Origin of the sequence: Microvirga sp. 2MCAF35, assembly GCF_052115545.1 — a bacterium.
Classification (GTDB): Bacteria; Pseudomonadota; Alphaproteobacteria; order Rhizobiales; family Beijerinckiaceae; genus Microvirga.
Genome location: NZ_JBFRGW010000044.1, coordinates 1 through 13,026 on the forward strand (window position 1 = coordinate 1; position 13,026 = coordinate 13,026).

The following is a 13,026-nucleotide window of genomic DNA, read 5'->3' on the forward strand; positions in this document are numbered from 1 at the left end:
CAAGGCCCTGCTCCGGAAAGCGGCCGAACGATCAGTCGAAGGACTCTGGTCCGCCATCGGTCACATCATCGATCTCTTCACGCCAGACGAATGCAGAAATTACTTCAACGCCGCCGGTTACGATGCAGCCTGATCGGAAAATGCTCTAAATAAAAAGGAGCGGTTCGCGAGAGCCGCTCCTTTCCCAAAAAGGCGCCCGCTCCTTTTGCGAAGAGCGGGCGTTTTTCTTTTTGCGAGCCTTAAGCCGCCAACTGCCGCAGCACGTAGTGCAGGATGCCACCGTTGCGGAAGTACTCGACTTCCTCAAGCGTATCGATGCGGCAATGCACCGGCACCTTGCGCATCGTGCCGTCGGCGGAGGTGACTTCCATCTCCATGCGCTGGCGCGGCTTCAGTTCGCCGGCGAGGCCCTTGATGGTGATGGTCTCGTCGCCCTTGAGACCCAGCGTCTCCCAGGACGTGCCCTGCTCGAACACGAAGGGGGCCACACCCATGCCGACGAGGTTCGAGCGGTGGATGCGCTCGAAGCTCTCGGCGATCACGGCGCGCACGCCGAGCAGGTTGGTGCCCTTCGCGGCCCAGTCGCGGGACGAGCCGGTGCCGTATTCCTTGCCGGCGAGAACGATGAGCGGAACGCCCTCTTCCTTGTAACGCATGGCGGCGTCGTAGATGAACATCCGCTCGCCGGAGGGCTGGTGGATGGTGTAGCCGCCCTCGACCACGTGGCCACTCTCGTCCTTCACCATCTGGTTCTTGATGCGGATGTTGGCGAAGGTGCCGCGCATCATGACTTCGTGGTTGCCGCGACGGGTGCCGTACTGGTTGAAGTCGGCGACGCGCACCTGATGCGACTGCAGGTATTCACCGGCCGGCGAGGCGGCGCGGATGTTGCCCGCGGGCGAGATGTGGTCGGTGGTGATCGAGTCCTGGAAGAGCCCGAGGATGCGCGCGTTCAGGATGTCCGTGACCGGCTTCGGCTCCTTGGTCATGCCCTCGAAATAGGGCGGGTTCTGCACATAGGTCGAACCCATGTCCCACTCGTAGGTGAGGCCCGGCTCGAAGGTGACCTTCTTCCAGTTGGCATCGCCCGAGAACACGTCGGCGTAGCGGGTCTTGAACAGCTCGCTCGTGATCGTGCGGTCGATGAACTCCTGCACCTCGGCCGAGGAGGGCCAGATGTCCTTCAGGTACACCGGCTTTCCGTCCGAGCCCGTGCCGAGCGGATCCTTCGTGAGATCGACCAGCATGGAGCCGGCGAGCGCATAGGCCACCACCAGCGGGGGCGAGGCGAGGTAGTTCGCGCGCACGTCCGGGTTCACGCGGCCTTCGAAGTTGCGATTCCCTGAGAGCACCGATACGGCCACGAGGTCGTTGTCGTTGATCGCCTTCGAGACGTTCTCCGGCAGCGGGCCCGAGTTGCCGATGCAGGTGGTGCAGCCGAAGCCGACGAGGTTGAAGCCCAGCGCATCGAGGTCGCCCTGGAGCTCGGCCTTCTTGAAGTATTCCTCGACAATCTGCGATCCGGGCGCGAGCGAGGTCTTGACCCATGGCTTGGAGGTCAGGCCCTTGGCGACGGCGTTGCGGGCGAGGAGCCCCGCGCCGATCATCACGCTCGGGTTCGAGGTGTTGGTGCAGGAGGTAATCGCCGCGATCACCACGTCGCCGTGGCCGAGATCGTAATTGGCGCCGTCCACCTTCACGCGCTTGCCGATCTCCTGCGCTTTACGGAACTCCTTCTCCATGGCGCCGAGGAACTCGGGCTTGGAGGTGTCGAGAGTGACGCGGTCCTGCGGGCGCTTGGGACCGGCCAGCGAGGGAACCACGTCGCCGAGGTCGAGCTCGAGGGTATCGGTGAAGACCGGGTCCGCCATGTCGGGGGTGAGCCACATGCCCTGCGCCTTGGCATAGGCCTCGACGAGAGCCACGCGCTCGTCGGTGCGGCTCGTGGTGCGCAGGTAATCGATGGTCTTCTGGTCGATCGGGAAGAAGCCGCAGGTGGCGCCGTATTCGGGCGCCATGTTGCCGATGGTCGAGCGATCGGCAACCGTCATGTCAGTGAGGCCGGGACCGAAGAACTCCACGAACTTGCCGACCACGCCCTTCTTGCGCAGCATCTGGGTGACGGTGAGCACCAGGTCGGTGGCGGTCACGCCTTCCTTGAGCTTGCCGGTGAGCTTGAAGCCGATCACCTCGGGGATGAGCATGGAGACCGGCTGGCCGAGCATGGCGGCCTCCGCCTCGATGCCGCCCACGCCCCAGCCGAGAACGGCGAGGCCGTTGACCATGGTGGTGTGCGAATCGGTGCCGACCAGGGTGTCCGGATAGGCGGTCTCTTCGCCGGTCGCCGTGTCCTTGCGGGTCCAGACGGTCTGGGAGAGGAATTCCAGGTTCACCTGATGGCAGATGCCGGTGCCCGGGGGAACGACGGAGAAGTTCTCGAAGGCAGTCTGGCCCCACTTGAGGAAGCGGTAGCGCTCGCCGTTGCGCTGGTATTCCAGCTCCACGTTGCGGTCGAAGGCCTTCGGGGTGCCGAACTCGTCGACGATCACCGAGTGGTCGATGACGAGGTCGACGGGCACGAGCGGATTGATCCGGCGCGGATCGCCACCGAGGGTCTTCATGGCGTCGCGCATGGCGGCGAGATCCACCACGGCCGGAACGCCGGTGAAATCCTGCATCAGGACGCGGGCGGGGCGGTAGGCGATTTCCTTCTCGTCCTTGCCCTTGTTGTTGAGCCAGGCGGCCACGGCCTCGATGTCGGTCTTGGTGACCGTGCGGCCGTCCTCGTAGCGGAGCAGGTTCTCGAGCAGCACCTTCATGGAGAAGGGCAGCTTCGAGGCGCCTTTCAGGCCGTTTTTCTCGGCCTCGACGAGGGAGTAGTAGGTGTAGGTCTTGTCACCGACCTTAAGGGTCTGGCGGGCATTGAAGCTGTTGTTGAGCGTCACGGCGAATCCTCGCGTGCATTTGGGTTACGAACATGTGTTCGGCCGAAAGCGCGATAAGCGCGCGCCGCTCCGGGGGTGCCCGGACAGGGGAGAAGCGCGCGAGACGGATTGGACGCCTTGGCGCGCGGCGCAGCCGAGGGTGCTATAGATCATTTCGAACCATCCCGCTACACGGATTAGAACCATTCTGGGGTGCAATCAGGGCAGGGGTCTTGGGGTTTGCGTCTGAGCGTTAACAATTTGGCCTGCGAGCGGGGAGAGCGCCGCATCTTCCAGGGGGTTTCGTTCACCCTCGAGCCCGGCGAGGCACTGGTGATCACCGGCCGCAACGGGGCCGGGAAATCCACCCTGCTGGAGTTGCTCGCCGGACGTCTCGCTCCGTCGGCCGGAACAATCCTCTGGGAGGGAGCGGGCGAGCGCACCCTGCCCGAATGCCTGCATTACGTCGGCCATCGGGATGCCCTCAAGGGCGCGCTCACGGCGGAGGAGAACCTGACCTTCGCGCGAGACTTCCTCGGGCATCCGGCCATGAAGCCGAGAGAGGCGCTGGAGGCCGTAGGCCTCGCCCACGCGGCCCGGCTGCCGGTGGCCTATCTGTCGGCCGGGCAACGCCGCCGCGTCGCGCTCGCCCGGCTTCTGGTGGCCGAACGCCCGCTCTGGCTTCTCGACGAGCCGACCTCCGCCCTCGACACCGCTTCGCAGGAAACCTTGCGTCTTCTCCTCGAACACCATCGCGAGGCCGGTGGCATGATCGCGGCCACGACCCATTCGCCGCTGTTCCTGAGGGACGCGAAGGAGATCAGGATCGAGCGCACCCAAACTCCTCCCCCTTTCATGAGAGAGAGTGTCGAGCAGAGTGAGGCAGGAGAGGCCTCATGATTCGCTCCTTCCGCGCCCTCCTGGTCCGCGACCTGAAGCTCGCCGCCCGCGTCGGCGGTTCGGGCGTCATGGGGCTCATCTTCTTCCTGATGATCGTGACGCTGATCCCCTTCGCGCTCGGGCCCGACCTCAATCTGCTCTCGCGCATCGGGCCGGCCATCTTATGGATTGCGGCCCTGCTCGCGACCCTGATCGGTCTCGACCGTCTGTTCCAGGCTGACCAGGAGGATGGATCGCTCGACCTTTTGAGGCTCTCGCACGCGCCCCTGGAGGTCGTCGTGCTGGCCAAGGTCGTGGCCTATTGGCTCGTCACCGGCCTGCCGCTGGCGATTGCCGCACCCTTCCTCGGCCTGCTTGTGGCGCTTTCGCCCGAGGGCATGCTTGCCATGGTGGCGACCTTGCTTGTGGGAACGCCCGCGCTCACCTTCATCGGCGCGGTCGGGGCCGCGCTCACCTCGTCGTTGCGGCGCGGCGGGCTGATCCTGGCGATCCTGGTCCTGCCCTTCATGATCCCGACCTTGATCTTCGGCGTCTCGGCCGCCAATGCGGCGCTCGGCGGGACGATCCCGTTCGCGACGCCGTTCCTGATCCTGGCCGCCTTGTCGCTGATCGCCGCCGTGGTCGGGACGGTCGGGGCGGCGGCCGCCTTGCGCTCGGGGGAGTAGGAATGGCCGGACGTGTCGTCGTTCGCCTGCGCCGCTCGCTCGCCGGACCCGTGCCGGAGCCGGCTTGGCCCACGGGAGCCCGCCCGGCTCCGTTCGATTCGGAACGGCATGCGCAGCAGGTCCATGCGCTGCTGAGACAGGCCTATACGCAAGGCGGCGGCTACGTGGAGCCTTTCGCGATCTGGTGGCCGAGCCTGCGGGATGATTCGGAATATGATCCGGCTCTCGTGTTCATCGCGATGGACGAGCGGGACAGGATCGTCGGCGTGGCGCAGTGCTGGACGAGCGCCTTCGTGAAGGATCTCGCGGTTGCTCCGGCGTGGCGCCGAAAGGGCTTGGGCTCCGCCCTGCTGCATGAGGCGTTTCGCGCCTTGAGGGAGCGCGGGTCTCCCGCCGTATCCCTGAAGGTGGATGCGGACAACCCGTCGGGCGCGCAGCGTCTCTATCACGCGCTCGGATTCGAGGAGGTCGAGTCCTACAGACTCGCCTGAGACTCAGGAGACCTGCGAGGCTTGCTCCTGGGGTGGCATGAAAGCCGCCTCGAACTGCGACACCCCCTCGCAGGTGAAGGTGAGGACGCGCCCGCTCTCGCGCCGGACCCAGCCCCGCTCGGTCATGCGGGACAGGATCGCGGCCCCCAAGGCGCCGCCGAGATGGCTGTGGCGCTCGCTCCAGTCGAGACAGGCGCGGCAGACGGGGCGGCGGCCCTTTTCGAGCCGCGTGAGGTCGATGCCGAAACCGGCGAAGAAGGCGCGGCCCTTGCTCGTCAGGGCCAGATCCTGCCCACCGTCGATCAGGCCCTGGCGCTGCGCACCCTTCAACAGCGCGACGCCGCGCTCGCCGGCGAGATGGTCGTAGCAGACGCGGGCGGACCGGAGCGCCGCGTCCTTCGGACCGGTCCTGACGCGCGTCGCGCCGGTACGCTGGGCCAGGCCCATCAAGGCTTCGAGCACCTGCGCCACGTCCGGACCCGAGAGCCGGAAATAGCGGTGCCGGCCCTGCTTTTCCGCAGTGAGCAGATTGGCGGTATCGAGCTTGGCGAGATGGCCGCTCGCAGTCTGGAGCGTCACGCCTGCCGCTTCCGCGAGCTCGCTCACGGTGAGCGCCCGCCCGTCCATGAGGGCGGTGAGGATGTTGGCCCGGGCCGGATCGCCGAGAAGCGCAGCCACGGAGGCGATGACGGGTCCTTCCTTCATACTTCGATCATAGCCGAACCATTGGCGTCGGACAATCGGTTAAGACGGGCCCGTTCCAGTCAACAGGAAGCGTCACAATGATCACCTGCTTCATTCGCTATGAGATCGACCCGTTCAAGGTATCCGCCTTCGAGGAATATGCCCGCAACTGGGGCCAGGCCATTCCTCGATGTGGCGCGGACCTTATCGGCTATTACGCCCCGCACGAGGGTTCCGCCACCACGGCCTACGGCCTCTACAACATCGAGAGCCTTAGCCAGTATGAGACCTATCGCGAGCGGCTGCGCAACGATTCCATGGGGCGGGCCAATTACGAATTTGCTAAACGAGAGCAGTTCATCCGCCGCGAGGATCGGATCTTCCTTCGGCTGGCCTCGGGCCCTCATGCGGAGCTTATCAAACCATGATCGCGGTGATCTTCGAAGTATGGCCGGACGGCGATGGAGGCAAGCGGGATTATCTCGGTCTCGCGGCGGCACTCCGCTCCGACCTGATGGAGATGGACGGCTTCATCTCCGTCGAGCGCTTCCAGAGCCTGACCGAACCGGGCAAGCTCCTGTCGCTCTCATTCTGGCGCGATGAGGAGGCGGTGCGGGCCTGGCGCAACCTGCCCTCCCATCGCACTACGCAAGGTGCGGGCCGCGCCGGGGTCTTCCGTGATTACCGCCTGCGGGTCGCCGCCGTGATTCGCGATTACGGTCTGAACGAGCGCGAGCAGGCGCCGGCCGACAGCCGAGTGGTGCACGATTCTCACTCATTTCGAGGTCATATCTGACCCATCACTCTCGACCTCATCCTGAGGAGGTCGCACAGCGACCGTCTCGAAGGAGGATCCCGTGTTCTCTGGAGGCGCCCTCGTCCTTCGAGACACCGCCTGCGGCGGCCCTCAGGATGAGGGCTCAGGAAAGAGCCAAATGATGGACCAGACACTCAGGCTGATTCTGAGCGCCTGCTCCGCGCTGGGCGCGTCAGCAGAGCTGCCGGCGTCGTATCGAGGCGGTGCGCAATTTTCGCGATTATATCAAATGAAATTGTGACGCTGAGTCCGTGGACATTTGATCTTCGTAAGGCTGCCCTTGAGCTTATGGCCGGGGGTATCGTCATATGTCCAAGACGAAAGTCCAAAAGCCGATACAGCCGCTTGAGACGGTCCCAGAGCCCCCGGCCGCCACTCTCGTTACGTCACGGCCGAAGGCTGATCCCGAAGGCCTGCTCGATGGCGGGTTTGCCGTCCCGCTCCACCCGATAGATCGCACGGTAGAGGCCGGGACGGAAACCGCCCTGCGGCTGCTTCACGCCGGCAAAGGCCATCCATTGCGCCTTGGCCCGGTCGAGGGGCGGGGCCTTGTTCTGGGCCAGGGGCTTGCCGTCGGGATCGAACAGGGTGAGCGTCTGCACGTCGCCGCCTTTCAGCCCGATGGCCCGGACGAAGGCCACGAGAGCCGGGGACCTTGTCGTCGGTGTGTCCTGTTCCGCCGCGCCGGACTCGATGGCCTCCATGGTCACGGGACCGGGGGCGAAGCCTTTGTTGAGTACGCTGCCGCCCTGATAGGCGAGGGCGCGCTGGAGCGAGGCCTCCCACAGGGACGTGCCGCCGCCGCAGGATTTCTCCGACGCGCCAAAGGCGAAGGGATCGACGGGCTTGCTGTCCTTGCGCAGGGTGAAGTGCAGATGCGGAAATTCCGTCATGCCCGACAGGCCGACCTTCCCGATCCGGTCGCCGGACTTCACCGGGTCGCCCGGCTTCACCGCGAGGCTGCCCTTCGCCATATGGCAGTACTGCGCCTCCCAGCCGTTGCCGTGATCGATCAGGACGCCGTTGCCGCATTCGGTATTGGCGACGCTGTCCCGGCCACGCCCGGAGACGGAGACATCCTCCACGCCGTCACGGACCCGCAGCACCTTGCCGTCGGCCGCGGCGATCGCATCGACCCCGGCCTTTTGCGCGGCCATGGTCGGAATCCGGAAATCGATGCCGTCATGGGCATCGTAGGTGAGGGTGCCGCATTGGTAATCGCTCGCGGCGGGTGAAGGATCTCGGTCCACATAATGCTGGATGAAGCAGGTGCGGCCGATCTCGCAGGCGACGGGCAGGCGCAGAGAGATGTCCTGCGCGGGTGCCGGAAGAGCGAGGGTGAGGCCGAAGAGGCTTATGAAACCAGGGCGCATGGCCGCTCCGCAACAATGATGCGGGATTATAGGCTGCTTCGCATGGCGGATGAAAGGCGGGCCATGCCCTACCCCTCTCCCGTGCGGGAGAGGGGGATCGCGCAATTCTGCGAGCGTGTGCCAAACCCAATCAAGGAGGGCTGAGGCTCTACGCATAATCCCGAAATGCCCGGCGCCTCCGGAACCGCCTAAAAGCCCCATTCTGGCGAAAACGTTACGCGGCTTGCGGCGATGTCTCCGTTGCAGGTGCCATTCAACACCGCTACATCGAACCCATGATCCGAGAGCTTGCCAATCCGACCCGCTTCATGAGCCTCAGCGGCGCGCTCCTGCCGTGGGTGGGCGGCCTGGCCGCGCTTGTCATGAGCGTCGGGCTCTACATGGTCTGGTTCACGGCGCCGGCCGATTACCAGCAGGGCGAAACGGTCAAGATCATGTACATCCACGTGCCGGCGGCGTGGCTGTCCCTGTTCTTCTACATGACCATGGCCGCTTCAGCGCTCGGCACGCTGGTCTGGCGCCATCCTCTGGCCGACGTATCGCAGAAGGCTGCCGCGCCCATCGGCGCCGCCTTCACGCTGATCTGCCTCGTCACCGGCTCGCTCTGGGGCAAACCCATGTGGGGCACGTACTGGCAGTGGGATGCGCGCCTCACCTCCATGCTGGTGATGCTGCTGATCTATCTCGGCATCCTGGCGCTCTGGCGCGCCATCGAGGAGCCGAACCGGGCTGCCCGCGCCGTGTCGATCCTCACGCTCGTGGGTGCTGTGAACGTGCCGATCGTGAAATTCTCCGTCGATTGGTGGAACACCCTGCACCAGCCGGCCTCCGTGTTCCGGCTCGGCGGTCCGACGATCCATCCCTCCATGCTCGTGCCGCTCCTGATCATGGCCGTCGCCTTCACCCTGACGGGCCTCGCGCTGCATCTGTCGGGCATGCGCACGGAGATCCTGCGCCGCCGGGTGCGCACGCTGACCATTCTCGAGGCCGAGCGCCTCGACGCACAGGCGGCCTGACCCATGTCGCACACGTTCTTCATCGCTTTTTCCTATATCCTGACGGCGGTGGTCGTCGTCGGATTGATCCTGCGCGCCGTGATCGACCACCGCATCCAGGTCCGTGCGCTGGCCGAGCTCGAGGCGCGCGGCATCGGCCGGAGGTCCCGCCGTGGCTGAAGCCGCAGAGCGCCCGCGCTCCCGCCTCATCTTCCTGCTGCCCGCGCTCGTCTTCGCCGCCCTGGTGGTGCTCTTCGGCGTGCAGCTGATCTCCGGCCGCAATCCCGCCGAGGTGCCCTCGGTCCTGATCAACAAGCCCGTTCCCAGCTTCAATCTCGCACCGCTCGAAGGGCTTCTGGCCAATGGCCAGGCCGTCCCCGGGTTCTCGAATGCGGACCTGAAGGGCCGCGTCACGGTGGTGAATGTCTGGGCGTCCTGGTGCGCGCCCTGTCGCCAGGAGCATCCGCTGCTGGTCGAACTTGCCAAGGATCCCACGATCCGCCTGGTCGGCATCAACCAGAAGGACAACCCGGACAACGCCCGCCGCTTCCTCGGCGCGCTCGGCAACCCTTATGCGGCCGTCGGTGTCGATCCGAACGGCCGCGCCTCCATCGATTGGGGCGTCTACGGCGTGCCCGAGACCTTCATCGTCGGGCCCGACGGCACCATCCGCCACAAGCATATCGGCCCGCTGACGCTGGAGAATATCTCAGCGTTCAAGGAGAAGTTGCAAGCGGTCACGCTAATGTAATAGAGGTGCGATGTTAATCGCAACCTTGCTGATCGCCCATGCCAGTCACTAGCCCTGACTCCGTTCCTTCTGCATCCACCGAAACGCAGACCTATTATCTTTCGCCGTCTCACACAGCTTTCATCCTGATTGTGAGCATGGCGGTTACTGTCATACCGCTACTGGTCTTGGCATGGTTCAGCCTGGATCCGGATTGGATGCCGGAAAAGCCTGATTTCTCACATCCCTCCGGAAGAAGAAGGAGGGGTTTTATCTATGCACTAATCCTCTGGGCGCTCTTCGTGCTCTTCATGAAGCTGCCATTTTGGATCAGAATCCCTTTTCTTCTCTGGTCGAGCTACAAGTTCTTGCGATTTTTTGGCATCCTCGGGACTAGGGCTTTCGACCAGAAGCCTGATTTTATCATCTCTCCAAAAGGTGTCAGCGGCTGGAGCGGTCGCGGCTTTCATCATGTGCCTTGGGCTGCAATCACGAATCTTCATGTGGCGATTCACCAGACGAAGTTTGGGACTTTTAACGTTGGCGCTCCGAAAAGGAGAATCACGTTTTATGGACCGGAGACAGGGCCGCGGCGCTTCTTCGACACGCTTCCTCCGAAGAAGATAGAGATCAATTACTTTCAAGGACCATTTCCCGAGAAGTCGGAAAACATCCTCCGTATCGCCCGACAGCACCGCCCGGATCTGGTGAAAGAGGAAGATATAGTCGAACTTGCCTGATGTCTCAGCCGCCAAATCCCACGCGCTTGAGCCGGTTGATTGCCACATCGAGCGCCGAGAGAAAGGCCGAGCGGTCCTTGGCCGAGAACGGCCTCGGTCCGCCCGTCACCTCGCCCATGGCGCGCAGGTCTTCCATCAGGTTGCGGGTGGCGAGCGCCATGCCGACGGAGGCTTCCGAGAACGGCTTTCCGGTCGGGCCGATCACATCGGCGCCGCCCTTCACGCAGCGGCTCGCGAGCGGGATGTCGGCGGTGATCACGATGGCGCCGCGCCGGGCGCGCTCGGCGATCCAGTCGTCGGCCGCGTCGAAGCCCGAACTCACCACGATCCGCTCGATCAGGGGATCCTGCGGCACCTGCAGGAAGGCGTTCGAGACCACGAAGACCTTGACGCCATGCCGTTCGGCGACGCGGTAAATCTCGGGCTTCACCGGGCAGGCATCCGCATCCACAAAGAGGACGATCGGTTGGAACATCTCAGTCATCGGCCATATATTCCTGTGGGATGCGGGGACGCCGCCGGGATCTCTCGGGCAGGTCGTGACGGCGTAACCGATCGGTAATGGGCTTTGAGTCAGGTGTCGACCGGACCATATCAATCCTGGAGAGCAGAAAGAAACCCGTGACTCCCCGATCCCGCATCCGCGCCGCGCTGGGCCTGATCGACAGGCTGCGAACATCTCCCGTCCTGAGCGACGCCACGCACCGGCTGATCCGCGAGGCCGATACGGGCGCGCTTCAGCGGGCGGGGCTCGCACGTATGGTCACGGCTGGGCTGCTGCTCATGGCCGTCCTGGTCACCACGGCGGGGGTCGAACTCACCAACCCGATCGCGCTCAGGCAAATCTGGGCTGCCGAGCTGACCCTGATCCTCTTCGGAGCCTTGGGCTGGGGCGGCGCATGGCTTGCGTCGAAACGGATCGGCATCGAGAAGCTGCCGGTCATCACGGCCGTGGTCGACGCCTGTCTCGTCCTCGGCAATCTCGGCTACACCCATTGGGGCTTGGGGATTCCCGGCAGCCTCTTCTCGGTGTTTCCGGTCGCCTGGGTCGTGCCGATCACCATGGCGGCGGCCGCCATTCACTATCAGCCCCGGCTCCAGGCCTTCGTGGCGGCCATCTATGTGATCGGCCTTTCGCTGCTGGCCTTCGGCAGCGGATATTTGAGCCCGGCCGAGCGCCAGGAGGATCTGGCGGAGATCGTCGGCGTGTTCTCGGCCCAGGCCAACATGGTCCGCCTCGTCATGGTCTTCGCCGCCGCCCTGATCCTGATCCTGGTGGCGCGCCAGGGCCGCCTGATGCTGGAGCGGGCCGTGCGGGAGACCACCCTGCGGGTGACGCTCACCCGCTACCTGCCGCGGGAGCTCGCGCCGATCCTCACCGACCAGGCCTTCGCGTCCCTGCGCCAGGGGCGACGCATTCCGGTGACCCTGCTCTTCGTCGACATCCGCGCCTCGACCACCTTCGGCGAGACCATGGAGCCGGCGCAGCTCGCCGTCTTCATCACGTCGTTCCGCCGCCGCATCCTGAGAGCGGCCTCCCGGCACGACGGTGTCATCGACAAGTTCACGGGCGATGGGGCCCTCATCCTCTTCGGCGTGCCCGGGGCCCGGGAGGACGATGCACGCCGGGCGCTCGCCTGCGGCCGCACCATCCTGACCCTGATCGACCGCTGGAACGGCAAGCGCGGCTTCAACCCGCCGGTGCGTGTCGGCATCGGCATCCACACGGGCGACGTGTTCTGCGGCGTGGTGGGGGACGAGAGCCGGCTCGAATTCACGGTGGTCGGTGAGACCGTCAACATCGCCTCGCGCATCGAGCAGGCCACGAAGTCGGCCGATTGCGAACTCCTGGCCTCGCAGGAAGCCGTGGCGGCGGCCGGCGAGGAAGAAAGCTGGACCGAGGTTGCGTGCGATCCCCTTCCGGGGGTCACGCGCAGGATGGTGCTGATGAAGCCGGCCGGGTGAGGTTCACCCTCTCGCTCGCGCGATCGCCTCGCGCTTGCGCTCCAGGCTCATGCCGCCGACATAGGCTTCCGTCCCGATCAGGAAGGACGGCGTCGCCACGACGCCGAGGTCGTTGCCGGTGGCGAAGGCGTCCTTCATCCAGCCGGTGGTCTTGTCGCTGTTGGCGATCTCGGTCATGCGCTTACGGTCGCCGCCGAGCTTCTCCGCCTCTGCCAGCGCCCGCTCCCCATCCACCGTGCCGCGCAGGCCGAACAGGGCGAGATGCAGGGGCAGGTAGCGCTCGGGGCCATGGAGCTGCAGAAAGGCCAGGGCTGCGCGTGTCGTCGCGACCGATTGCGGGCTCAGCACGGCGAAATTCACCAGCACGTACGACAGGTCGGGCTCGGCTTTCAGCAGCTCGGGCAGGGTCTGCGCCGAACGTTTGCACCAGGGGCAGTTGTAGTCGAAATACTCCACCATGATCACATCGCCATGCTGGTGGCCGATGCGCACGGCGGAAGGCAGGTTCAGGGTGTTCTCGATCAGCTCCACCGGAACCATCTGCGGCTCCGGTGCGGATTGCGCGAGGGCGGGAGCTTTCGCGCCCGACAGGGCGAGACCGGCGAGAAGAACGCGGCGGGACAGGATCATGAACAGAACTCTCGTAAGGTGAGACCCTCGTGCCGGTCGAACATGGCGCTGGCAAGGCCAAGGTTCTTTTTCTCGCAGACTCGTGAAAGGCGATCTTTTTCCTGCGATCGGC

The 13,026-nt window shown here is 64.9% G+C and carries 15 protein-coding genes and 1 pseudogene; 11 read left to right on the top strand and 5 right to left on the bottom strand.

Annotation, left to right across the window (positions count from 1 at the left end; genetic code table 11):
• Window positions 1-133: pseudogene (locus AB4097_RS18165) on the top strand (IS630 family transposase); the annotation flags it as partial.
• Window positions 134-239: 106 nt separating this feature from the next.
• On the opposite strand, the gene acnA reads toward AB4097_RS18165, so the two are convergent.
• Complete coding sequence (gene acnA, locus AB4097_RS18170; RefSeq protein WP_442042117.1) at window positions 240-2,945, bottom strand: aconitate hydratase AcnA; 2,706 nt, start codon at window positions 2,943-2,945, stop codon at window positions 240-242.
• A gap of 219 nt (window positions 2,946-3,164) precedes the next feature.
• Between acnA and ccmA the strand changes: the two genes are divergently transcribed.
• From ccmA to AB4097_RS18185, 3 genes are read left to right on the top strand one after another with little or no spacing between them, the layout of a single operon-like run.
• Complete coding sequence (ccmA, locus tag AB4097_RS18175; RefSeq protein WP_442042119.1) at window positions 3,165-3,824, top strand: heme ABC exporter ATP-binding protein CcmA; 660 nt, start codon at window positions 3,165-3,167, stop codon at window positions 3,822-3,824.
• Window positions 3,821-4,489, top strand: coding sequence for a heme exporter protein CcmB (gene ccmB / locus AB4097_RS18180; RefSeq protein ID WP_442042121.1), 669 nt, complete (start codon window positions 3,821-3,823; stop codon window positions 4,487-4,489). The genes ccmA and ccmB overlap by 4 nt, the downstream gene beginning before the upstream one ends.
• 2 nt (window positions 4,490-4,491) lie before the next feature.
• Complete coding sequence (locus AB4097_RS18185) at window positions 4,492-4,980, top strand: GNAT family N-acetyltransferase (RefSeq protein WP_442042123.1); 489 nt, start codon at window positions 4,492-4,494, stop codon at window positions 4,978-4,980.
• Window positions 4,981-4,983: 3 nt separating this feature from the next.
• Here the strand turns inward: AB4097_RS18185 and AB4097_RS18190 are convergent, their stop codons facing one another.
• Entirely contained in the window at window positions 4,984-5,685 is a 702-nt protein-coding gene (locus AB4097_RS18190; RefSeq protein ID WP_442042125.1) for an ArsR/SmtB family transcription factor, read from the bottom strand.
• A 77-nt stretch (window positions 5,686-5,762) separates the two neighbouring features.
• On the opposite strand from AB4097_RS18190, the gene AB4097_RS18195 reads away from it, so the two are divergent.
• Both AB4097_RS18195 and AB4097_RS18200 read left to right on the top strand, forming a co-directional pair.
• Window positions 5,763-6,092 carry an NIPSNAP family protein gene (locus tag AB4097_RS18195; protein WP_442042127.1) on the top strand — a complete coding sequence of 110 codons (330 nt, stop codon included), beginning with the start codon at window positions 5,763-5,765 and terminating at the stop codon, window positions 6,090-6,092.
• Window positions 6,089-6,460: an antibiotic biosynthesis monooxygenase family protein gene (locus AB4097_RS18200; protein WP_442042129.1), complete on the top strand. Its 372-nt coding sequence runs from the start codon at window positions 6,089-6,091 to the stop codon at window positions 6,458-6,460. Before AB4097_RS18195 ends, AB4097_RS18200 begins: the two co-directional genes overlap by 4 nt.
• 407 nt (window positions 6,461-6,867) lie before the next feature.
• Here AB4097_RS18200 and AB4097_RS18205 read toward each other — a convergent pair whose 3' ends face one another.
• Entirely contained in the window at window positions 6,868-7,854 is a 987-nt protein-coding gene (locus tag AB4097_RS18205) for a M23 family metallopeptidase (RefSeq protein ID WP_442042131.1), read from the bottom strand.
• A 275-nt stretch (window positions 7,855-8,129) separates the two neighbouring features.
• On the opposite strand from AB4097_RS18205, the gene AB4097_RS18210 reads away from it, so the two are divergent.
• The 4 genes from AB4097_RS18210 (at window position 8,130) to AB4097_RS18225 (ending at window position 10,319) form a co-directional block, all read left to right on the top strand.
• Entirely contained in the window at window positions 8,130-8,870 is a 741-nt protein-coding gene (locus AB4097_RS18210; RefSeq protein ID WP_442042133.1) for a heme ABC transporter permease, read from the top strand.
• Between the two features lie 3 nt (window positions 8,871-8,873).
• Window positions 8,874-9,029 carry a heme exporter protein CcmD gene (gene ccmD / locus AB4097_RS18215; RefSeq protein ID WP_442042135.1) on the top strand — a complete coding sequence of 52 codons (156 nt, stop codon included), beginning with the start codon at window positions 8,874-8,876 and terminating at the stop codon, window positions 9,027-9,029.
• Window positions 9,022-9,600 (top strand): DsbE family thiol:disulfide interchange protein, encoded by a 579-nt coding sequence (locus AB4097_RS18220; RefSeq protein ID WP_442042138.1) that lies wholly within the window; start codon window positions 9,022-9,024, stop codon window positions 9,598-9,600. Before ccmD ends, AB4097_RS18220 begins: the two co-directional genes overlap by 8 nt.
• Window positions 9,601-9,737: 137 nt before the next feature.
• The gene (locus AB4097_RS18225) at window positions 9,738-10,319 is read left to right on the top strand and encodes a hypothetical protein (RefSeq protein WP_442042140.1); all 582 of its coding nucleotides are present in this window, start codon (window positions 9,738-9,740) and stop codon (window positions 10,317-10,319) included.
• Window positions 10,320-10,323: 4 nt separating this feature from the next.
• Here AB4097_RS18225 and AB4097_RS18230 read toward each other — a convergent pair whose 3' ends face one another.
• Entirely contained in the window at window positions 10,324-10,803 is a 480-nt protein-coding gene (locus AB4097_RS18230; protein ID WP_442042142.1) for a YaiI/YqxD family protein, read from the bottom strand.
• A 137-nt stretch (window positions 10,804-10,940) separates the two neighbouring features.
• On the opposite strand from AB4097_RS18230, the gene AB4097_RS18235 reads away from it, so the two are divergent.
• Window positions 10,941-12,284 (top strand): adenylate/guanylate cyclase domain-containing protein, encoded by a 1,344-nt coding sequence (locus tag AB4097_RS18235; RefSeq protein ID WP_442042144.1) that lies wholly within the window; start codon window positions 10,941-10,943, stop codon window positions 12,282-12,284.
• 3 nt (window positions 12,285-12,287) lie between these two features.
• Here AB4097_RS18235 and AB4097_RS18240 read toward each other — a convergent pair whose 3' ends face one another.
• The gene (locus AB4097_RS18240; protein ID WP_442042146.1) at window positions 12,288-12,914 is read right to left on the bottom strand and encodes a thioredoxin domain-containing protein; all 627 of its coding nucleotides are present in this window, start codon (window positions 12,912-12,914) and stop codon (window positions 12,288-12,290) included.
• Between the last annotated feature and the right edge of the window lie 112 nt (window positions 12,915-13,026).